This window comes from Butyrivibrio sp. XPD2006, from assembly GCF_000420865.1.
Taxonomy (GTDB): Bacteria; Bacillota; Clostridia; order Lachnospirales; family Lachnospiraceae; genus Butyrivibrio.
In genome coordinates, this window is the sequence record NZ_ATVT01000017.1 from 55,863 (window position 1) to 76,000 (window position 20,138).

A 20,138-nucleotide genomic window follows, 5' to 3' on the forward strand; every position below is an offset into this window, starting at 1 on the left:
AATAATGTTATAAAAAACACCCCAGGGCAAATTGTCCTGAGGTGTAAATGCTTTTCTCTATCCAACATTCAAGGCCGCCACCAAACAGACCGCAGCCAGTATCACTGCTATAATGGCGAAGGTTCTCATCCATTTGAAAAACTCTACAGTCTCTTCATCCTGACCTTCCTTGGTTATATTCAGTTGCCCTATTGTGAAGAATACGACACCGGCGATGAAGATCACCGCTGCGTATATCAGGAGTAGTTTATTCATAGGCTGAAATCTCCAAAAACACTGGTTGTTGCCGTTGTCTTGGCAGCTGAGGTATAGGCCTTGATAAGGGCCTTGGCAAGGTCGTTACTAGAAGAAGCATCCAGGGCAGAAGCTGTGCTTGCGGCGGATGCTGTATCCGTATTTGATGTGCTGTTCGCTACCGCCTTAAGGGCAGATGTGAGTGAATCTGTCGCCGTAGTGCTGACTCCAAGAGAGTTTGCAAGCAGCGAATTCACGTTGAGTTGATCAAGGGACTGTGCTTCAAATGGGCTTGTACTTGCAGAGCTGCTGCCGGTGCTGTCCTCATCATCTGTCTTGAACAAAGAACCTGCGATCATGTTGCCGGAGAAATAACCGGAACTCGAGAGCTCTTTTAACGCATCTGCACTGAGAATGCCGGCGTAAGCGTCTGTGTTGCCGGACTTGGTACCGGTCTGGGCGGAAGAACCTGTTCCGCTCTTGTCAGTAGCCGAAACGGCTGCCTGGTTGTCTTTTGCCAAAGATGTGCTCTTACCGGCCTCGGAAATCTCGAGGAAGGCGCCGTTTATCTGCTCAAAGGTGGAGTCGATGGCTGCTGTCGCAGACTTAACCTCGCTCTGCACCATGGCCTCAATGTCGGGTATGGTGTCGACGTCACGGGTCTTGCTCTGGATGTTGGCCTTGATGGCTTCGCTGAGATCAGCCTGAAACTGAGCCTTGTCCGCAATCTCCTGGGACTGCTGCGCAGCCTGCCTGCCGATATCTGAAATTGAATTGAGATATTTATTGACGGCGCTTGTGAGCCGCGAGATATCAAATGACATTTTTATCCCCCAAATAAGCAACTATGCCTACCATTATTATACACTATATCATATACTTATGTTATGGAAACCAAGAGATTTGAGAACTTACGAAACAGATTCAGATACAACTTAAAACAGCTCGCAGTCTTTGAAAGAAACCCATCTGTTGTTGAGCAGAAGTCCAGGATCTCAATCATCCTGCTCACCGGATTCATTGTTTATGCGCTGGTGACGATCTATCCATGCGTCAAATCCGGCTACTATCACGGCGTGGTGACCAACATTGCGATCATTGCGTTATTTCTTTTGGCCATAATTCATCTAAAGCTCTACAAGTGTCATACGGCATCCACTATCATAACGACTTATATGCTCAGTTTTATCATGTTCTTCCACTTCATCATGGAGGTGGACTGGACCATCGGAATGGACGCGTTCTGGCTCTTTATTCTTGTAACGCCCTTCATCACGGACTATCTGGCCGGGGCCATCTATGGGACAATAGCCGCTTCCTCGGGACTACTGCTGAGTTTGCTGTGCTTCCGCACGTCAATGCTCAATTACCTCCAGCCCTATGGCAGCAACATGGTCCAGTGGTACACGGTCATTTACCTGGTTACCATGATAGCTGCGGCGGTCATCTCCTACGAGCTTACGGCGTATCAGATAGATAAAAAAGTTTCCGACGAGAAGATCGCATATTATCAGGCCGAGCGCACAGAGAGGCTCAAGAAGCTCCTCTCCGTCTACGAGAGCAACGAACAGACCATCCGCAAGTACAAGCACGACATAAGGCACTTCAACCGAGTGCTGGCGGGCTTTATCCAGAACCAGGAATATGACAGCGCCGCATCCTACCTGCAGGAATTTGATTCCATGCTGGAGGGCGTAACATCGGTTTCCTTCTGCGAGAACCCGATTGTCAACGAGCTATTGACCATTTATGCAAGTCAGTGCCAGAAGCTTGGCTTCAAGCCCAGGATCAAAGCTGCTGTTCCGGAGCGCTTCGCAATTGAGGAGACCGACCTAACATCACTTGTGGCCAACGCCCTGGAGAATGCGGTTGAAGCCCAGTCGCACCTTGATCAGGACAAAAGAGCTCTTCAGGTGGAGATCTCTTTTGACGGGCGCAAGCTAAAGCTCATGACCAAGAATCCTTCGCCCAACGAGGTTTCGTTTAAGGATAACGGACTTCCCATCAGCACAAGGCCTGTACAGAGCGGAGTCGGCACTGCGCAGATCAAGGCCATCGCAGAGAAATACGGCGGCGTAGCGAGCTTTAAGATGGAAAACGGGGCTTTTGTGGTGAAAGCGGTACTGACATGTATATAAAAATGGTCCTAGGGGACGGAGTCAGCGGTTCATTTTCAAGTAGATAGGTTGAAGAAGGCACAGCTTTCGAGCTGTGCCTTTAGTTTGCATTCAAATCCCAGTCTGCGAGCGATCAGTTTTAATTCTTAAGAAATCTTAAGAAATTTCGACGGTAAATCTTAAGAATTTGATGTTAATATAATCTATATGCTCATTCAGAGCTAAGCTGTCATATTCATGACAGTAATTCGGCAATTCGCTGAACTATTCTCACTAAAAGATTTAAGAAAGGAACAAAAATGGAAGCAACAAATGAAATTAACACAGGGAACACACCGTTTGACGATGTGTTTAGAACTCTTGTTGTTGAGCATAGCAAATTGCTGATAAGCCTCATCAATGAGATGTTTCCCGGAACCAACTACACAGGAAACGAAAAGATGATTCCTCTTAACGAGACCTATTTCGTTAATAAGGAATCATCAGAACAGGACAAGAAGATACTTGATTCTGCTCTGGCAATCATATCCGCGGATGGAACAGAGCGGATCTTTCATCTTGAATGCCAGAGTACCCCTGATGGCAGCATGATATTGAGAATCTTCGAGTATGATACGCAATGTCAATGCCCCCACAGGGAAAACTTTAAGCTACGAAGTTCCCATACTTAAGCTGCGGGATTATGATTGTGATATGATCTTGGAGAAGGAATTATACTTCTTGATACCATTTTACTTATTTAATTTCGAGGACGATTTTGCTAAAATAGAGGCAGGAGACATGACAGTAATTGACTCATTCCGGACGCGATTTTCAGAATTGTATGACAGACTGAAGGAAAGGCTCGAAAAAGGCCAAATTGATGTCATGACTCACCATTCAATCATCATGCTGACAAAGAAAGTGGTGGCAGCGCTTGCACAGAGTAAAGCTGCTGTAAAAGAGGAGGCTGAGAAGATTATGGGCGGACAAGTTATAGATTATGAGACGAAAATCATATATAGGCAAGGAATTGAGCAAGGAATTGAGCAAGTTATTACAGACATTCTCCTAAGAGGTAAATCTCCTGAAGAAGTTTCTGATTTATGCGGATATCCTCTCGAGCAGGTTCAGACAGTAGCAAATAAATTGAATATCAAATAACGTCTAAAGGCGCAGCTTTCTGGGAGCTGCGCCTTTTGTTTAGCAAGGACATTTTTATCATCTTATACACTTTCAAGATGTTCTTTTATCTTATCTTTTATTCTGTTCTCTACAATCTCGGCAATCTCCTGAGTCTTCATGCCTTTATAATCATCGTAGTAGATCGGGTCAAGGTAGTAAACGTAAGTGGTCACAGGACCTCTGTACGGGCTGTTGTAAACCTTGTAGGAATCAACAAGTGCCACGGGAACGATGGGTGCCTTGGCCATCTGAGCGAGCTTGAAGCTTCCGGCTTTGAAGTGCTCAACGATGTTTCTGTTATCCTCTTTGTAGCCGCCTTCCGGGAAGAGGATATATTTTTTGCCCTCGTCCTGTATCTCTTTTGCCATATCCTGGAACGTGCGCAGGGTCTGGCGAAGATCGTCGAGGATAATGGACTTGCCGTCCACCAGCATCAAAAACTCAGCCACCAGTATGATATGGGCCTTGGCCTCGTCCATGACAAAGGAAATCGGGCTCTTGTGAACCGCAAAGATTCCGGGAACATCGTACTTGCCCTGATGATTGGGGTAAAGAATGTAGCCGCCCTCCCTGGGGAGCTTGTCCTCGCCGTAGCAGATGGTCTTGTAACCCGAGGACTTGTTCATCCTCTCTACCATCTTCTGCGCGATGGCATAGCGCTCTTCAATGCTGTGGCGCTCGGGGTGGCGCATCCAGATCCTTGCTTTGATCACGTAGTAAAGGATCCAGTGAATATTTATTAGTATTGTCTTTAAATAATTGCTCATGAAATCAGATTACCTCCAGGGCAGCGAAAAGAGACTTAAATCCGTACTTTTCGAACTGCTCTCCGGCCTTTTCTTTGTTAATATTTAATTTGAAGTCGTCCAGGTTGTCGGTTATGGGATAATCCCTGCGGATCTGAGCAAGGTCTTTTGACAAAAAAGCCATGTCCCTGTACTGGGTAAGCGCCTTGAGCGGGCTGCGGCTGATGCCAAGTTCCTCTTTCCAGAAGGTGTTCAGGGTCTTAAGGTCCTTGTCAGTCGGGCAAGCGTCGATGGCCTCGTAAATGCCCTCTACCGTGTTGTAATGGGCAAGAAGCGGGATCGCTGCGCTGCTGACGCCCTTGACACCGGGGATATTGTCGCTGGAATCGCCCTGGATGCCCTTGAGATCAGGGATCTGCTCCGGACGCACGCCGTATTCCTTAAGGCACAGGTCAGGGGTCACTTCGAAGGCCTTATCCGGAAGGCCCACCAGCTTCCTGTTCCAGCCGAACTCAGCGCCGTACTTGGACTGGAGCTCATCTGCCGTCTCCTGCTTGGTCTGGATCAGCCACACTCTGGTGTAGTCGCTGACCAGCTGAAGATAGTCATGGTCCTTGGTGATTATATATGAAGGAATCTGTTTCTCGAATTTGGTTGCGACGCTGCCCACGATGTCGTCTGCCTCGAAGTGGTCGTCGAACATGACGGGAAGTCCGAGCTCTTTTAACATGTCCTCCATGTTCTGGAACTGCTCCTTGAGAGGCTCGGGGGTGTCGCCACGATTGCCCTTATAATCCGCATATTTCTCACGCCTGAAGGTGTCCCTTGTGGTATCGAAGGCGAACATCATATGCGTGGGCTTCTGCTCTGCGATGATCTTGAGGATCGTGCGCATCATACCGTACATCGCGTTGGTGTACTGGCCCTTGTCATTGTGCATGATCTGGGAAAAGAGCTTTTCTTTTTTCTCGGGGTCTTTTTCGAAAAGCAACGCCTTGGGGAGGTTGCCGTAGTAGTTGGTAACCAGCATGGAGCTGCCGTCTATCAGAATGAATTTATTGTTGTTTGTCCTCATAAGTTGATCCTTGTATTGCATAATTTATCATTATTATATAGAAAATTCCGGGGCCTTGGCAAGTTGGTGATAAGGCTCACAGCTGCTTGGTAAAAAACCTTGTCATGGCGCTGTGTATGACGAAATCAGGTCTGGGTATCTCCCTGTAGCCTGACTTCTCATACTCATGTATCGCTGCCTGAAGGTTGTCGTGGGTTTCCAGGTAGGATGTCTTAAAGCCCGCTTCTCTCATCCGATCCTCTACATAGGCGATAAGCTTGTAGCCGAGCCCTTGGCCCTTGGCCGAGTCGCTCAGGTAGAGCTTCTGGAGCTCTGCTGTATCAGGCATCGGGTCGAATCTTGCAAAGCCAATTCCGCCGATAAGCGCGCCTGTAGATGGGTCGTATAATACGTAGTAACGGCGATCCGGGGCGTTATAGTAGTCGGCCAGGTGATCGAGGCCGTCATCGTAATATACCGTTCCCGGAATGTCGAGATTGTGCTGTTTGAGATTGTCCCTTACAAGTGCTGCCACTGCGGCGTTGTCGGCGTCTGTCATTTCTCTTAGTTTCATGGGCGGGTAGTCTGCTCCTTCCTGATGATACACGTAGTAATATTATATCAGAAAAATGCCGGTACATTGGCAAGATGTACCGGCTTTTAGGTAGGAGATTTCTTATGACTATTCGTCGTAACCAGGTGACTTGGCATTGTCACTCGGTCTGTCTGAGCCAGTAAGCTTGGCGAGCTTGTTTGGCTCGTTATGTGTAATTCATTGTTAGCTTTTGCTAACATAGTTATATTAGCATAGGCTAACACGGAATGCAAGAGGTTTTTTCATTATTTTTTTACTTTCTATTCACTTTTTGTAAATATGTACAAAATATGAACGCAAAATTCACAATTTAGCAACGCATTTAGGGCAATGTAGATGAAGATTGTATACAGTAATAATCCTGGATTTATGCGGGTTTGGAGGATTTTTATGAAACTTATTTACCGGATGGATTTTGGATATGAAGAAATTAGTTACAAGCAGACGTTATTTTTAACTTTTTTATATTGAACGAAAATATTGCCCTGTGATATATTTGCCCTTGCGTTTGTGCGCGCCTATCTGCCGGGCCTCAAAAATGGCACTCGCCATCAAAGCTCAGGGCAATGCATCACTTATTTATCGATGAAATTCATCTTTTAAATATGATAGCGTCTTTCTAGTTATGTTATGAGAAATATGGAGGTGGGTAGCTTGTCATAGGGTTATTCACCATTTAGTGGCTATGTGCCACGAATCACCATGCCTTTGTGCAAATATCCGCCGGAGTCTCAGCATAGGCAATCGTCTATAAACTCACGGCCATGCATCAGGATCTTTTTTGATTACCAACCGGTAATCGCCCCTCTTTTACCAATGATCTTTGAGAGCATCTATTATGAAAAATGTGATTACTACACCAAAAAAGAGCAAGCATAATTCGACTGCTTGCTCTTTTAATATTCAATCAAATATATCTTCGCCGAATCTGACCTTGGCATGCGCCTTGATAGCTTCTACACACTTATCAAAGCCAAGCTTGCTGCTGTCGAGACAAAGGTCATAGTTCATGGCATCGGTCCACTTCTGACCTGTGTGGTGTTCATAGTACTCGGCGCGGTACTTATCCTCTTTTGCCATGAATTTCTCAAGTTCCGGCAGTGGAAGGCTCTTTACCTTGGCCGCCTGTTCAACAAGGAAATCATGTGGCGCGTGTACAAAGACACTCAGCACATTGTCATAATCCTTAAGTACAAAGTCTGCTGCTCTTCCAACGATTACGCAGCTTGTGGTTTCAGCAAGTTTCTTGATAACCTTGGCCTGGAAATTAAAGAGATTGGCTTCGGATGTGAACTCCTTGCTCTCAGGCCCAATCACTTCGCCCCTGTAGACATTGACCGGCATCTTGAAAAATCCCGTATTTCTGAGCTTCTCATCTGTTTCAAGAAACAAGCTCTCATTGATTCCGCTCTCTTCCGAAGCAAGCTTGATCAGCTCGTGGTCATAATAATGAATACCCAGGTCATTGGCCAGCATCTCTCCGACTGTTCTTCCGCCACTACCGTACTGGCGGGCAATTGTGATGACTATATTTCTTTTCAAGGCTCTGTGTCCCTCCCCGTTTGATCAATTATCTTCTTAATAATTGTATTAGATACCTTCTAATAAGATTATACTTCTAATTCCATTGCAAATACAGTATTCTTCTTCATTCCTGCTCAATTTCTTGGATGAGGCGGTTGTTATGATATTACGAGCACAAATGTACTGTTTAATAGCATGAAATGTCATGCTAAATCAATTTTTTCGTAAAAACATGACTTCGATTTTTGTCACAGTCATGTTTTATTTGTTTTTTCAAAATAGCATGACTTTATTTTTCAAAAAAGTCATGCTTATACGATTTTTTGCTCTGAGCATGACTCACCAGTCATTTTATTAAAGAAAATTGCTATACGCATGACTATTTCAGGCCCCAAAAGTCATGTTTTTTACAATATTTCCTCTGCGCATGACTGACGCGCTTAATTGCAATATCCTGCAAATAAATAAGGATGCTCGAGACTCTATGCTACGACACTTTTTGGTGCCAGAGCAGTAAGTTCCTGCATCCTTCAATATTTTGTCTAGAATATTTATCATCCGCGGAGCAAACTTGTGAGTCAAACTGAAACGTCCCCGGTGACTCACAGGTGCTCACTCGCCCAGATATGCTTTCCTGATTGCTTCGTCGTTCAAAAGCTCTTTTGCATCGCCCTCCTTGGAGATGGAGCCGGTCTCGAGGACGTAGGCTCTGTTTGCGATGGAAAGCGCCTTGCGGGCGTTCTGCTCAACGAGGAGCACGGTAACGCCGTCCTTGTTGACATCCTGGATGATGTTGAAGATCTCGTTTACGAAGATTGGTGAAAGGCCCATGGATGGCTCATCCATGAGGATCAGTTCGGGATGTGACATAAGAGCTCTGCCCATGGCAAGCATCTGCTGCTCACCGCCGGAAAGTGTGCCGGCCAGCTGATTCTTACGTTCCTCAAGTCTTGGGAATCTCCTGTAGATATCCTGCAGGGTTGCATCCATCTCAGCCTTGTCTGATCTTGTATAAGCGCCCATCTTGAGGTTCTGGAGCACGGTCATCTCAGCGAACACGCGCCTTCCCTCCGGCACCTGGGCCATTCCGAGGCTCACAATCTTATGGCTCGGGGTTTTGGTCAGCTCATGACCTTTATAGAGGATGTCTCCTGTCTCTGCCTTGAGAAGGCCTGAGAGCGTGTGAAGTGTTGTGGTCTTGCCTGCGCCGTTTGCACCGATCAGGGCCACGATCTCACCCTTGTCTACGTGAAAAGAGATACCCTTGAGGGCCTGGATCACGCCATAATATACACTTAGGTCCTTGACCTCTAAAATTGGTTCCATAATACACCTCTAAATCATAATGAAGTTCGTGCCTCGCTTCGCTCGCCAGAACACGTTCGAACTAGGCTCGATAATACCTCGCCAAGTTCTCTCAGCTACTCACCTAAATAAGCAGTAATTACTTCCGGATTGCTCAGCACTTCCTTGGTCTCGCCCTGACACAGCACGCGGCCGAAGTTCAGCACTGTCAGCTTCTCGCAGATACCTGAAACGAGCTTCATATCGTGCTCGATCAGGAGGATGGTCATGTCAAACTCCTTGCGGACAAGTGCGATGGTATCCATCAGCTCTTTTGTCTCATTGGGATTCATGCCGGCTGCGGGCTCGTCCAGAAGAAGAAGCTTGGGGCCGGTAGCCATTGCTCTTGCGATCTCGAGCTTACGCTGTTTGCCGTAAGGGAGATTGGAGGCCAGATAGTCGCGCTCGCCGTCCAGGTCAAAGACCTTCAGAAGACGCATAGCCTCGTCATCCATCTCTTTTTCCACCTTCTTGTACTTGCCGATGTGGAGCATGCCCTCGAGGGCGCTGTATTTGTAATGCTCAGCCAGTCCGACTTTTACGTTGTCGATAACCGGCATGTTCTTGAAAAGCCTGATGTTCTGGAAGGTTCTCGCTATTCCTGCGTGGTTGATCTCGATTGTGCTCTTACGAGTGATGTCCTCGCCGTCAAGCCTGATGATTCCTTCGTTTGGCTTGTATACACCTGTCAAAAGGTTGAATACTGTGGTCTTGCCGGCACCGTTAGGTCCGATAAGTCCGTAAAGCTCACCCTTCTCAATCTGTATATTGAAGTTGTCAACAGCGCGAAGTCCGCCGAATGAGATACTGAGGTTGTTTACTTCAAGAAGTGCCATTTAAGCCACCTCCTTTTTCTTGCCGAGAAATCCCAGAAGTCCGCTTTTTCCAAAGGTCTTTTCCCTCCAGGCGATGATCTTGGGTGACCAGTTAACGATCATCATCACGATCAGAATGATGGAGTAGATCAGCATTCTGTAGGTGTTAAGGCCTCTGAGCAGCTCAGGAAGCAGGTACAGGATGCAGGCTGCGATGACGCTTCCGCGGATGTTTCCGATTCCGCCCAGTACCACGTAAACCAGGATCATGATGGACGCGTTGTAGCCAAAGTACTGTGATGAAGCCGTCAGGGTTGTGATGTTGTGGGAGAAAAGAACTCCCGCAGCCCCTGCAATTGCAGCAGAAATGGTAAACGCCATCATCTTGTAACCTGTGACGTTGACGCCTGTTGCCTCAGCAGCGATATAGTTGTCGCGGATAGCCATGATTGCACGGCCGTCGCGGGAATTGATCAGATTCTGAACCACGAAAAGAGATATCAGAAGCACCACAATGCCTATTGTAAAGTTGGCGTTGTGCGGAGTTCCTGTGATTCCCATGGCTCCGTTGACGATGACGTTTCCGTCCGCCTCCATCTCGAGGTCCATGGCGCTTTTCATGGTGAAGTGCAAGCCCTTACTATCGATTCCGATGTAAAAAGAGTTTATGACGTTCTTGATGATCTCACCAAAGGCCAGAGTTACAATTGCCAGGTAGTCGCCCTTAAGACGAAGTACCGGGATACCGATAAGGAAGCCGAACAGCGCTGCCACGCCGATTCCGATTATGAATGCGATGATAAATCTCGGAACTGTGGGAAGTGTATTCTCCATTGCTTTGGAAAAGAATGCGCTGGAGAAGGCTCCGATGCACATAAAGCCGCAGTGTCCGATGGAAAGCTCGCCCAGGATACCTACGCAGAGATTCAGGGCAACTGCGATGATCGCGTAATATGTCATTGGTACCAAAAGACCTTTAAGATGGCTGGAGATATTTCCGGTCAGCATCAGGACTTCCAATATAATGTAGGCAGCGATTACGATGCCGTATGTTATGAGATTTTGTTTGGTGGTTTTGTTCATAATGTTTTCCCCTCAGACCTTTTCCTGAACTTTTTTGCCAAGTATTCCTGTTGGCCTTACAAGCAGCACCACAACCAGGATTCCGAACACGATCGCATCGGAGAGCTGTGATGAAATGTAGGTCTTGGACAGGATCTCAACAATTCCGAGAACAAGGCCACCGATCATGGCTCCGGGGATCGAACCGATTCCGCCGAGAACCGCTGCTACGAAAGCCTTAATACCGGGCATTGCGCCGGTGTATGGAGAAAGGGACGGATAAGCTGAGCAAAGAAGAGCTCCTGCCACAGCTGCCAGAGCTGAACCAATGGCAAAGGTCAGGGCAATCGTCTTATTGACGTTGATACCCATGAGAGCCGCAGCTCCCTTGTCCTCTGAGGCAGCAAGCATTGCCTGTCCCTGTTTCGTCTTATTAATAAAGAGCTGAAGCACTGTAAGGATAACCACGCTCACAAGGATCGTCACGATTGTTACGCCCTGGATCTTCAGCTGGCCGTTTGCAAAAGAAAGGCCTTCCCACTTGATGACTGAAGAAAATGACTTGATGTCTGCGCCGTAGATAAGGAGCGCAATGTTTTCAAGAAGATAGCTGACGCCGATGGCTGTGATAAGAACCGCCAGGGGTGATGCAGCTCCTCTGAGAGGCCTGTAGGCCACGAACTCGGTTGTAACGCCCAGGAGTGTACAAAGGACTATCGCCACAATAATGCCAATCACTGAATTGCCCGAAAGTGCTGCGCTTACGGAAAAGATAATGTAGCAGCCCACCATGATAAAATCACCGTGAGCAAAGTTCAGCATCTTGGCAATTCCATAAACCATGGTGTATCCCAGGGCGATTATGGCATAGATACTTCCAAGACTAAGTCCATTAATGAGATAGGTTAAAAAACTCATTGATACCTCCAAAAAACGTTGTAAAGTTATGAAACAAAAACGAGGGATACCTTTGACAGCATCCCTCGCTGGATGTCTAAATCATTATATCATAGAACTGCCGATGTTACTCAGCTGAAACGTAAACGCCGCCCTTGATAACTACAGCCTTAGGCTCCTTGTTAGGCTCACCTGATGCTGACCATGTCATCTTGGATGATGTAAGACCTGAAGCCTCGATCTGTGTCATAGCCTCTGTGAGCTTTGATCCGATATCTGAAACGCTCATGTCAGGTGTAACACCGCTCTTCTCGATAGCTGCCTTGATGATGTAAACTGCATCGTAAGCGTCAGCTGCGAACTGGTTAGGTGTCTCGCCGTACTTCTCGTTGTACTTCTTAACGAAGTTAACTGTGAGGTCATCTGTTGCATCTGCTGCGAAAGGAGTAAGAAGCATAAGTCCCTCAGCAAGTGATGTGTCGAAGTTCTCAACTGTAAGGATACCGTCCATACCGTCTACACCAAAGAATGTAGGAGCATATCCCATTGTGTTAGCCTGTGTAAGGATAAGAGCAGCATCTGAATAATATATAGGAAGGAATACAAGATCAGCACCTGCATCCTTAGCCTTCTGAAGCTGTACAGAGAAGTCTGTGTTGTTGTCCTGTGTATAAGCCTCAGCTGAAACTATCTCGTAGTTCTTGCCCTCAGACTCCTGAGCGAACTTCTGGTAGATACCTGAAGAGTAAACGTCTGAGCTGTCGTAGATAATACCAACCTTAGTTGCAAGGTTGTGATCGTTAATGTACTGAGCAGAAGCGATACCCTGGTTAGGATCTGAGAAGCATACACGGAATACGTTGTCGTACTTAACGCACTCCTCAGCTGATCCTGAAGGTGTAAGCTGGAACATGTTGTCGTTCTTGGTATTCTCTGAAACTGCGATTGAGCAAGCAGATGTTGTAGAGCCAACAAGGATCTGCATTCCCCAGTCCTTAAGAGTGTTATATGCGTTAACTGACTTCTCAGCGTTGAGCTCGTCATCCTCACCCTTGTACTCGATCTTAACACCGTTGATTCCGCCGGCTTCGTTGATCTCGTCTACAGCGATCTGAGCACCGTTAACAACTGCGTTACCGTAAGCTGCAGCTGCACCTGTAAGAGGTCCGATAGCTCCAATCTTAAATGTTCCTGATCCTGCTGCGCCTGATCCGCCTGCTGCATCACCACAGCCTGCCATCATTGTGAGAGCAAGAGCAGAAGCCATAACAGCACTTATTACTTTGTTAAACTTCTTCATAATAAATCCCTCCTCAAATGTATATTTGTATACAATGTTATATCTTAAGTTAAATCAATAGTTAAGAAAAGTCAATACTTTAAAGCAAAAAAGTGACTCCCAAAAATATGGGAGTCACCGATAGTTCTTTTAACAAAAAATCGTGTCCTAGCGGTAGTAATCGTTCTCCGCCTTCTGAAGCATCTTAGCTTCCTGGATCTTGGCGTTCACATCCGAAAGGAACTCATGGTTGATCGGGTCTGATATGAATTCAAGGAAATCAGAAGCTTCTTTATTCTTAAGTTTCTGGATCTTGGTTAGATACTCGAATATCTCATCGTGAGTCTTGCCTTCATTGTGGAATCTGTCGACTATATCGAACAGCACCATAAATCTGCGCATTCGCACTCTTGTATTGATCTGATGAATTTCAAAAAGAATGGATAATGTAAAGATAACGCCTGAGATTCCAAGCACCAAAAGTATTACGCCATAAAGTTTAAGCCCTGATTGAATACTAAGGACTCCGGCGGTAACACCTGATATTGAAAAGATAATCAAGGAAGCTAATAGAACTATCAGCCTTGCCTTATTCCTGGCTTTCTGGGTCAGCTCCATGAAGCGAACCGCCAGGCCAAACACTAAGTAAAAGACTAGTGCGAAGGCAATCCCCACATACGCTAATTTGAGCATTGAGTAATCCCCCTATGAATTAATTGTAACAACCTTATTGCACCAATGCAACGAAAGTTATACCGTACATTAATTAACGAAAAAGCGCTACAATCCAAACTATGTCTGAACTGTAGCGCCTTAAATGCTTGGCAGCATTGGTTTTATGTGTATTCAATTGCACGGAACTCATCAAATTGAGGATCCTCAACGAAATCAAGGATCAAATTCAGCGGTGTAAGACCTATGGCCTCGTGATGAATCTGCTGCTTGATGACCATCTTCTCATAGTTGGTGAGCTTCGAAAACTCCGGATGGCTCTTCTCATACTTCTCATTCAGCTGGTCAAATAAATTGTACTCCGGATCACCCCACGCTAATACTTCGGCTGTCTTCAGGTTTGGTTTGAACGGAGAATATTGCAGCTGCTTGGACATAATCAGGTGCTCCTTTCTCATGTTGCAAAACTTGACTAACGATACCCGAAGGGTAAAATAACACCCCGTACCCAAAATTATAGCATAGAGTTTAACAAAATTTAATAATTTTACCCAAAAATTTTATAATTTATTTTCCCGCTTAAGCCATTACGCCGTGAGCTCTGTTATAGCCTGCACAAACAGTGTTTGTGTTATTGATCAGGATATTCCATGCGATAAATGCACCGATACCGCAGAGCCAGATACCGAGGATCATCCAAAGAAGAACAGCTGATCCGCCTTCTGTTGTAGGCTGTCCGTATCTTGCGCAGTTAACCTGAAGTCTGTTACCGAGCTTGTAGTACCATACATATCCATAGATACCGCATGTTACCATTGTGAGCAGGAAGAACATCCAGAATCCCGGAGTATCGTCTCCATCTCCCTCACATGCAATGTTTACGTCCTTGATAAGCTGATAAATGAAAACCCAGGTATAAATACCACATGTAACTATTGAAAGCAGAACGAAGACCAAAAGGCTACGGTCTGTCTTGAGTGGCATGAAATTGTAAGGTGCCTGGTATGTATAGTTGTTTGCTGCGCCGTTATATGCGCCTGCGTTCTGAGCAGCGTCTTCTGCTGAAAATCCCTTGATCTCTTCGTTTACATTTCCCGCATTCTCTGCATTTGCTGCATTATCCCCAACCGGTGCTCCGCAATTAGGGCAAAACTTTTCTCCATCACTTAGCTGTGTTCCACAATTAGCACAAAACATCAAAAAATCCTCCTTAACCTAAATAAACAACAAATTTATTATAGGTAAGGAGGTAATTGTTGTAAATATTAAATTATAATAAACAGGCTCACATGGTGTCTCTGTTGATGAACTTATTGTGGAACTTGGAGTACATGATCTTCTGGCTGGAGTACAGGCTGTGATAGCCTGAGAACGTGTAGCTCAGCGCCACAGCAAGCAGGTAGAAGGGCATTCCCTTAAATCCGAACAGCTCAAAACAGATAAACAGTGAAGATATCGGGCAGTTCGTAACTCCGCAGAAAAGTGCACCCATTCCGATAGCTGCACAGAGCGCAGGGTCAAAACCAAAAAGCCTTGAGTACAGGCATCCGAATGTTGCTCCGATATAAAGAGCCGGTACGATCTCGCCGCCCTTATAGCCCGCTCCCAGAGTAAGCGCTGTGAAGATGATCTTCAGAAGGAAGGCAAAATACGGCGCTTCGCCCTTGATGGCCATCTCAATGACATTCATTCCCGCACCGTTATAGTATCTTGTCCCCGACAGGTATGTCAGAGCCACTACGATACATCCGCCCACAAATATTCTGATGTAGGGATTCGGCAGGAGCTTTTTGTATGTCTTGCCTGAGACTTTGAGTATATCGCAAAAGATAACACTCACTATCGCACAGAGTATCGCAAGGACTCCGGTAAATATCGCATGATATGGTGTGAATTCCGGAACAATGTTGACTGCAAACTGTTCTCCTGTTGCGCCGAGGAGTTCACTTATCCCCTGGGCCACCAGAGCTGAAACCACGCATGGAACAAGGGCTGAGTAATACATAACACCCACATTTTCAATCTCCATGGCCATAAAGGAAGCTGTCATGGGAGTTCCGAAAAGTGCTGAGAACGCTGCACTCATGCCACACATGGTGATGATCTTGACATTGCCCTCTTTTAACTTGAAGAGTTTACCGAGATTATAGCCGATACTTCCGCCCATCTGCAGAGCTGCGCTCTCACGGCCCGTCGATCCGCCGAAGAGGTGGGTAAGTGTCGTGGAAATAAAGATAAGGGGAGCCTTGGTAACAGGCAGGTTCTTCCCCTCCTGGATAGACTGAATTACAAGGTTTGTACCCTTGTCCTCATAGTCCTTACACAGTCTGTATAAAAAGACAATGAGAAGGCCCGCCACAGGCAGACCAAATATAATGTAATCATGTGTTGTTCTAAATTCTGTTGCAATCTGTATCGATTTGGAGAATATCGCACCTATTGAGCCCACAACAAGTCCTGTGAAGCTGCCCAAAAACAGCCATCTAAACAGCACTCGTATGCGCCCCCAAAGGTCTACGTCCGGCAGATGTTCAATTATGAAATATAAAGGATTCTTCTTCTCGTCCATGGCTTTACTTTAGCTCTTTTACCTGATTTCGTTGCTCTATAAGTTTATCATAAAGCGGCTTATAATCAATATCTTCCCTCTTGCGCAGATGCTCGGTCACTTCGCAGATCGTCTCATAAAGCGGTGTCAGTGCCAGATTTCCGATCACACCCTTAAGAGCATGCACTGTTTCAAAGGCTTCATCAAGGTCATGGTCATCAAGGTTTTTGCCCAGCACCTCAAAGCGGTCGTCGGACATGCCCAGCTCGATCATCTCCAGGTAGAAGTCCTCCATGCCCATGCATCTCTCCAGACCTTCCTCTACATTTGCACCAAAATTCCTCAAGGATTCAATTGTCATACCTTCTCCTTTCGAATACGGTCAACAACGTATCAGCCCTCTGTTTCGTTCGATCAGCGAGCCAAATTCGGCAGAAGTCAGTGGCTTTGAAAAATAGAAGCCCTGAATGATGTCACATTCTGCCTTCTTCAGCAAATGATACTGTTCGTATGTATTAACACCTTCAGCGATTACGGGAACGCCCAGGAAATCAGCTACTTCCAGGATAAACTCCACGATATGCATCTCTTTGTTGTCTATCGCGATGTCTTTTATAAAGCCCATATCGAGCTTAAGCGCGTCAATCGGAAGGTTTGTCAGCATGTTCAGGGAGGAATAGCCCTTTCCGAAATCGTCCATGGCCACCTTAAAGCCCCGGCTTCGTATCTCATTGACCACTTCCACGATGCTGGTAACGCTGTCGGTATAGGCTGTCTCGGTGATCTCCAGCGACAGATCCGAGTTCTCAAGGCCGTTCTCTGCAACGATACCACTGAGAAAGTCCAGGAGGTCAGGCGCAAAGATATCCGCTCTTGAGACATTTACGGAAACCGGAACCGTCAGGCCGTACATATCCTTCCATCTGCGGATCTGACGGGCTGTCTCACTCCATACAAACCGGTCAAGCTCTTTTATCTGACCATTCTCCTCGAATAGCGGGACAAAAAAATCCGGCTGAACATAGCCAAACTTCGGGTGTTTCCACCTGATAAGCGCCTCGGAGCCGCACAAAACGGGCTGTTCTCCGCCAATGTCGTACTTTGGCTGGAAAGCCACGCTTATCTGGTTGTTCTCCAGCGCTGCGCCGATGTCAGCAAGCAGATGCCCTTCATAGAGCTCTTTTTCATGCATCTCGTTATCGTAAACGGCAACCTCAGTGTCGTGGGCATTTCGGGATAGGGTGTTGCAGGCCTGAAGCGCACGATCAAAGCGCTGCTGAAGGGAGCAGGACCTGTAAAGATCAGGATATACGCCGATCCTGAGCCTTGCCTTGGTGGTGTTCATAACCTCGAAAAGCTTGTCTATCAGCGTTTTCTTGAGGTACTCGTAGTCTTTCTGGTGCTCGATGTACAGATAAAAGCAGTCGGCGTCATGGCGACAGGCGACTCCGCCGAAGGTTCGGGCAATTGTTCTTATGCCCTCTGCCATGGCTTTCAGGACGCTGTCACCGAAATTCCGGCCGTAGAGATCATTTATAAGATGGAACTTGCTCAGGTCCACGACCAAAGCATCCACCTGCTGTTCAGGATGGAACTTGTCGTACTCCTGGCAATACTGGAAAAAGAAGTCCTTGGTCATAAGGCCCGTAAGCCTGTCGATACCGGTGGCTCCGATGATGGTCTTGTCGATGAAAAGCTCGATTGCACGGCCGATCCTTGCTTTTATGACCTCGGGCTTGTCGTAGGGCTTGCCGAGGAAATCCACAGCACCCCTGTGAAGACTCTCAACCTCGGCGTCCTTGTCGGTGGTGACAACAACTACCGGGATATTGTGCAGGTCTTTATCCGCCCTCATTTCATCAAGTACCGCAAAGCCGCTTTTCCCGGGCATATGAAGGTCAAGAAGCACCAGGGAAATCGCATCCTTCTCGCTCTGGATGATACTTATCGCCTCATCCGCGCTCTGGGCAAAGTCGATGTCATACTCGTCCCCGAGGATATTGCCGAGAAGTCGCAGATTTACCGGCTCATCGTCAACAATCAGGATCGTGCGTCTGAAATCCCGTTCATGTTTGGCACTTATATCAAGTCTGTTCAGGCTATCCATTGTCATAAGCAATCACCTTTTTATAACTACAGTCGTGCATATTAATTATAAATGATTAAATGGTAAAAGAGCTATTTGCGATGCTTATTTTCGTAAAATTATATGCTTTTTATAGATTATTTTTAAATTTTTCAATTTCAGTTCGCGGGCTTGGAGTCTTTGGGGTATAAAAAATCCCCGAGGCCAGATGCCTCAGGGATCATGTGATGTGAAATGTGTTGTTGGTGAAATTAGTTATTGTGCTCGAGAAGGTAATCGTTAAGGGCGTCTGTGATCTCATCGCCATCGATTCCGTGAACTGCACATGCTTCAGCCAGTGACTCCATCTGTGAAGCAGGGCATGAGATACATCCCATTCCGCACTCCATAAGGAACTGCGCTGCGAGTGGATGCTGTCTGATGATATCTCCTACAAGCATGCTGGAATCTATGATGTTACCATTATCGGCTGTTGCGCCGGCATTCTCGTTCTTAAGCTCTTCTGACATTGAATTTTCCTCTCTTTCTGTATCACTTCCAAAGAATAAATCTTTTAATGAACCCATAATTATTGTACTCCTTTTATTCTGTTCGTTATTCTACTCCTAGAATCGATTGTGTGCAAGTTATTTTTTGATCACGGATAAAACCTGATCTGCAGGGTATCTTCCTCGTCTACAGCGCGGCGGGAGAGCTTTTTGAGCTTATTCAGGTAGTCCGGAAGCTCTTTTTCCAAGGGTGTTGTGTTGTAAAAGATGATGTTCCAGTCGTGGGCTTCCTCAGTCAGAACGTCATAGAGCGCATCAAGGTTGTGCCCGTAATGCTCCGGAAGCGGTAGCTCTTTTGCCAGAGTCTCATGAAGTTGTTCCCTGGTGGTAACGTCCGCCAGGTCTATGTAAAAAACTTGTTCCATTTGTTGTCTCCTGTGAGGATTGTGGGTTGTAGTGTCCGGTTATTGGGTCCGGTGCCGGTGGTTATGCTTGTTATGGTTCGTAGAAAGATTCGATGCTGTTACCGTGGGCTGTATGCTACGGCTCATAGAGGAGTTCGAAACTCTCATAGTGGTCGCCGGTGTAATAGATATAGCCATCGTCTGAGTAGATTATGCGCTTGGCGCCTCGCTTGGACTTGCCGAGAGTGTCGATGTCACACTCGTGGTACTCTTTGTCCTCGGGAAGGAGTCCTTCGTAATTGCCAAAGTAGTCGCCACCAATGCACTTGCCCGGCGCGTAGTCTTCCAGGGAACCTCCCTGCCAGCCCAGTTTCTTGGCGGCTTTCTTGGTGATGAAGTTCTCGGGAAGCTTGCCATAGGTGTGGATATAGAGGGCAACGTCATCTTTGGTGGTGTAGGTGCCGTCCTCGGCGATGGCCTGAGTTTCGGTGACGGAGGCGGGCTCTGTTGTGGCTTCTGTTGCTGATGCAGTAACCCGGTTTTCGGCGACGGAGGCCGGCTCTGTTGTTGCCTTCGTTGTGCTCCCTGCTGCTGTGGTGATTTCTGTTGTAGCCTCGGCTGCTGCAGTGGCTTCGGTAATGGCACCGGCGGCAGACTCGGTGGCTGCTGTTGTCTCTGTTATGGCGCCGGCTGCTGCCTGCGTTGCAACTGCGTCGAGATTAGTGTTTTCTTCTGATGCCGCCGGAGTTTGCTCTGTTACAGTTGTTGGCTGATCCGTTGTGCCCTGTTCTGTTGTCTGCGCTGTTGTTACCTGAGCTGTCGTTGCCTGCTCTGTTGCTGTCTGCTCAGGCTGCTGCGAAGCTGCAGGCTTCTTCTGACAGCCTGTAAACAGCATCAAAAGTGTCATTACCAGGATAAGAGGCAAGATTCCGCGCCTGCTTATCTTTTTTCTTGTTAAATTCATTGTAAATTCCTCATGATAATTTATTCTTGTCAAACTAGAATTTATGATGATTTTCCTACGCAAATATTACTTTATTGACAATGCAGTGGAAAATTTTCCGGAATTTTTGCTTTGCCTTCCACTACATCTTATAGATTACTACAAT

General features: G+C 46.6%; 23 protein-coding genes. 3 read left to right on the forward strand and 20 right to left on the reverse strand.

The window, feature by feature from the left end; translation table 11 throughout:
• Window positions 1-57: 57 nt before the first annotated feature.
• Both G590_RS0115865 and G590_RS0115870 read right to left on the reverse strand, forming a co-directional pair.
• Window positions 58-255, reverse strand: a complete 198-nt coding sequence (locus tag G590_RS0115865; RefSeq protein ID WP_022766642.1) for a hypothetical protein — start codon at window positions 253-255, stop codon at window positions 58-60.
• The gene (locus G590_RS0115870) at window positions 252-1,058 is read right to left on the reverse strand and encodes a hypothetical protein (RefSeq protein ID WP_022766643.1); all 807 of its coding nucleotides are present in this window, start codon (window positions 1,056-1,058) and stop codon (window positions 252-254) included. The genes G590_RS0115865 and G590_RS0115870 overlap by 4 nt, the downstream gene beginning before the upstream one ends.
• Before the next feature lie 63 nt (window positions 1,059-1,121).
• On the opposite strand from G590_RS0115870, the gene G590_RS0115875 reads away from it, so the two are divergent.
• From G590_RS0115875 to G590_RS0115885, 3 genes are all read left to right on the forward strand, one after another.
• Window positions 1,122-2,372 carry a sensor histidine kinase gene (locus G590_RS0115875; RefSeq protein ID WP_022766644.1) on the forward strand — a complete coding sequence of 417 codons (1,251 nt, stop codon included), beginning with the start codon at window positions 1,122-1,124 and terminating at the stop codon, window positions 2,370-2,372.
• 278 nt (window positions 2,373-2,650) lie between these two features.
• Entirely contained in the window at window positions 2,651-3,022 is a 372-nt protein-coding gene (locus tag G590_RS0115880; protein ID WP_022766645.1) for a hypothetical protein, read from the forward strand.
• A gap of 22 nt (window positions 3,023-3,044) precedes the next feature.
• Complete coding sequence (locus tag G590_RS0115885; protein WP_022766646.1) at window positions 3,045-3,494, forward strand: hypothetical protein; 450 nt, start codon at window positions 3,045-3,047, stop codon at window positions 3,492-3,494.
• A gap of 62 nt (window positions 3,495-3,556) precedes the next feature.
• On the opposite strand, the gene G590_RS0115890 is transcribed toward G590_RS0115885, so the two are convergent.
• From G590_RS0115890 to G590_RS21705, 18 genes are all read right to left on the reverse strand, one after another.
• Window positions 3,557-4,282, reverse strand: coding sequence for a lysophospholipid acyltransferase family protein (locus G590_RS0115890; protein ID WP_022766647.1), 726 nt, complete (start codon window positions 4,280-4,282; stop codon window positions 3,557-3,559).
• Window positions 4,283-4,286: 4 nt separating this feature from the next.
• Entirely contained in the window at window positions 4,287-5,336 is a 1,050-nt protein-coding gene (locus tag G590_RS0115895) for a 5'-3' exonuclease (RefSeq protein WP_022766648.1), read from the reverse strand.
• A 76-nt stretch (window positions 5,337-5,412) separates the two neighbouring features.
• Window positions 5,413-5,889 carry a GNAT family N-acetyltransferase gene (locus G590_RS0115900; RefSeq protein ID WP_022766649.1) on the reverse strand — a complete coding sequence of 159 codons (477 nt, stop codon included), beginning with the start codon at window positions 5,887-5,889 and terminating at the stop codon, window positions 5,413-5,415.
• A gap of 924 nt (window positions 5,890-6,813) precedes the next feature.
• Window positions 6,814-7,452 (reverse strand): AAA family ATPase, encoded by a 639-nt coding sequence (locus G590_RS0115910; protein ID WP_022766650.1) that lies wholly within the window; start codon window positions 7,450-7,452, stop codon window positions 6,814-6,816.
• A gap of 594 nt (window positions 7,453-8,046) precedes the next feature.
• Window positions 8,047-8,760 (reverse strand): ABC transporter ATP-binding protein, encoded by a 714-nt coding sequence (locus G590_RS0115915; RefSeq protein WP_022766651.1) that lies wholly within the window; start codon window positions 8,758-8,760, stop codon window positions 8,047-8,049.
• 95 nt (window positions 8,761-8,855) lie between these two features.
• A complete protein-coding gene (locus G590_RS0115920) occupies window positions 8,856-9,614 on the reverse strand; it encodes an ABC transporter ATP-binding protein (RefSeq protein ID WP_022766652.1) in 759 nt (252 codons plus the stop codon).
• A complete protein-coding gene (locus G590_RS0115925) occupies window positions 9,615-10,676 on the reverse strand; it encodes a branched-chain amino acid ABC transporter permease (protein WP_022766653.1) in 1,062 nt (353 codons plus the stop codon).
• Between the two features lie 12 nt (window positions 10,677-10,688).
• Window positions 10,689-11,573 (reverse strand): branched-chain amino acid ABC transporter permease, encoded by an 885-nt coding sequence (locus G590_RS0115930; protein ID WP_022766654.1) that lies wholly within the window; start codon window positions 11,571-11,573, stop codon window positions 10,689-10,691.
• A gap of 106 nt (window positions 11,574-11,679) precedes the next feature.
• Window positions 11,680-12,852: an ABC transporter substrate-binding protein gene (locus G590_RS0115935; RefSeq protein ID WP_022766655.1), complete on the reverse strand. Its 1,173-nt coding sequence runs from the start codon at window positions 12,850-12,852 to the stop codon at window positions 11,680-11,682.
• A gap of 147 nt (window positions 12,853-12,999) precedes the next feature.
• Window positions 13,000-13,524, reverse strand: coding sequence for a hypothetical protein (locus tag G590_RS0115940; protein WP_155828786.1), 525 nt, complete (start codon window positions 13,522-13,524; stop codon window positions 13,000-13,002).
• A 143-nt stretch (window positions 13,525-13,667) separates the two neighbouring features.
• Entirely contained in the window at window positions 13,668-13,940 is a 273-nt protein-coding gene (locus G590_RS0115945) for a hypothetical protein (protein WP_022766657.1), read from the reverse strand.
• 142 nt (window positions 13,941-14,082) lie between these two features.
• Window positions 14,083-14,700 (reverse strand): DUF4234 domain-containing protein, encoded by a 618-nt coding sequence (locus tag G590_RS0115950; RefSeq protein ID WP_022766658.1) that lies wholly within the window; start codon window positions 14,698-14,700, stop codon window positions 14,083-14,085.
• 88 nt (window positions 14,701-14,788) lie between these two features.
• Window positions 14,789-16,072: a chloride channel protein gene (locus G590_RS0115955; protein WP_026494216.1), complete on the reverse strand. Its 1,284-nt coding sequence runs from the start codon at window positions 16,070-16,072 to the stop codon at window positions 14,789-14,791.
• Window positions 16,073-16,076: 4 nt separating this feature from the next.
• Window positions 16,077-16,412, reverse strand: coding sequence for an Hpt domain-containing protein (locus G590_RS19900; protein WP_022766660.1), 336 nt, complete (start codon window positions 16,410-16,412; stop codon window positions 16,077-16,079).
• A gap of 21 nt (window positions 16,413-16,433) precedes the next feature.
• Window positions 16,434-18,164, reverse strand: coding sequence for a two-component system response regulator (locus tag G590_RS19905; RefSeq protein ID WP_022766661.1), 1,731 nt, complete (start codon window positions 18,162-18,164; stop codon window positions 16,434-16,436).
• A gap of 224 nt (window positions 18,165-18,388) precedes the next feature.
• A complete protein-coding gene (locus tag G590_RS21190; RefSeq protein ID WP_022766662.1) occupies window positions 18,389-18,703 on the reverse strand; it encodes a DUF1858 domain-containing protein in 315 nt (104 codons plus the stop codon).
• A 71-nt stretch (window positions 18,704-18,774) separates the two neighbouring features.
• Window positions 18,775-19,050, reverse strand: a complete 276-nt coding sequence (locus G590_RS19910; protein WP_022766663.1) for a barstar family protein — start codon at window positions 19,048-19,050, stop codon at window positions 18,775-18,777.
• Window positions 19,051-19,165: 115 nt separating this feature from the next.
• Window positions 19,166-19,993 carry a ribonuclease domain-containing protein gene (locus G590_RS21705; protein WP_022766664.1) on the reverse strand — a complete coding sequence of 276 codons (828 nt, stop codon included), beginning with the start codon at window positions 19,991-19,993 and terminating at the stop codon, window positions 19,166-19,168.
• Between the last annotated feature and the right edge of the window lie 145 nt (window positions 19,994-20,138).

Excerpts from the sequence above, each read along its gene's own strand:
- G590_RS0115955 (WP_026494216.1), bottom strand. The coding sequence starts at position 16,072 with ATGGACGAGAAGAAGAATCCTTTATATTTCATAATTGAACATCTGCCG.
- G590_RS0115885 (WP_022766646.1), top strand. The coding sequence starts at position 3,045 with ATGATCTTGGAGAAGGAATTATACTTCTTGATACCATTTTACTTATTT.
- G590_RS19905 (WP_022766661.1), bottom strand. The coding sequence starts at position 18,164 with ATGACAATGGATAGCCTGAACAGACTTGATATAAGTGCCAAACATGAA.
- G590_RS0115925 (WP_022766653.1), bottom strand. The coding sequence starts at position 10,676 with ATGAACAAAACCACCAAACAAAATCTCATAACATACGGCATCGTAATC.
- G590_RS0115915 (WP_022766651.1), bottom strand. The coding sequence starts at position 8,760 with ATGGAACCAATTTTAGAGGTCAAGGACCTAAGTGTATATTATGGCGTG.
- G590_RS0115945 (WP_022766657.1), bottom strand. The coding sequence starts at position 13,940 with ATGTCCAAGCAGCTGCAATATTCTCCGTTCAAACCAAACCTGAAGACA.
- G590_RS0115875 (WP_022766644.1), top strand. The coding sequence starts at position 1,122 with ATGGAAACCAAGAGATTTGAGAACTTACGAAACAGATTCAGATACAAC.
- G590_RS0115950 (WP_022766658.1), bottom strand. The coding sequence starts at position 14,700 with ATGTTTTGTGCTAATTGTGGAACACAGCTAAGTGATGGAGAAAAGTTT.
- G590_RS0115935 (WP_022766655.1), bottom strand. The coding sequence starts at position 12,852 with ATGAAGAAGTTTAACAAAGTAATAAGTGCTGTTATGGCTTCTGCTCTT.
- G590_RS0115920 (WP_022766652.1), bottom strand. The coding sequence starts at position 9,614 with ATGGCACTTCTTGAAGTAAACAACCTCAGTATCTCATTCGGCGGACTT.
- G590_RS0115895 (WP_022766648.1), bottom strand. The coding sequence starts at position 5,336 with ATGAGGACAAACAACAATAAATTCATTCTGATAGACGGCAGCTCCATG.
- G590_RS0115890 (WP_022766647.1), bottom strand. The coding sequence starts at position 4,282 with ATGAGCAATTATTTAAAGACAATACTAATAAATATTCACTGGATCCTT.
- G590_RS0115865 (WP_022766642.1), bottom strand. The coding sequence starts at position 255 with ATGAATAAACTACTCCTGATATACGCAGCGGTGATCTTCATCGCCGGT.
- G590_RS21705 (WP_022766664.1), bottom strand. The coding sequence starts at position 19,993 with ATGAATTTAACAAGAAAAAAGATAAGCAGGCGCGGAATCTTGCCTCTT.
- G590_RS0115870 (WP_022766643.1), bottom strand. The coding sequence starts at position 1,058 with ATGTCATTTGATATCTCGCGGCTCACAAGCGCCGTCAATAAATATCTC.
- G590_RS19910 (WP_022766663.1), bottom strand. The coding sequence starts at position 19,050 with ATGGAACAAGTTTTTTACATAGACCTGGCGGACGTTACCACCAGGGAA.
- G590_RS0115900 (WP_022766649.1), bottom strand. The coding sequence starts at position 5,889 with ATGAAACTAAGAGAAATGACAGACGCCGACAACGCCGCAGTGGCAGCA.
- G590_RS19900 (WP_022766660.1), bottom strand. The coding sequence starts at position 16,412 with ATGACAATTGAATCCTTGAGGAATTTTGGTGCAAATGTAGAGGAAGGT.
- G590_RS0115940 (WP_155828786.1), bottom strand. The coding sequence starts at position 13,524 with ATGCTCAAATTAGCGTATGTGGGGATTGCCTTCGCACTAGTCTTTTAC.
- G590_RS0115880 (WP_022766645.1), top strand. The coding sequence starts at position 2,651 with ATGGAAGCAACAAATGAAATTAACACAGGGAACACACCGTTTGACGAT.
- G590_RS0115930 (WP_022766654.1), bottom strand. The coding sequence starts at position 11,573 with ATGAGTTTTTTAACCTATCTCATTAATGGACTTAGTCTTGGAAGTATC.
- G590_RS21190 (WP_022766662.1), bottom strand. The coding sequence starts at position 18,703 with ATGGGTTCATTAAAAGATTTATTCTTTGGAAGTGATACAGAAAGAGAG.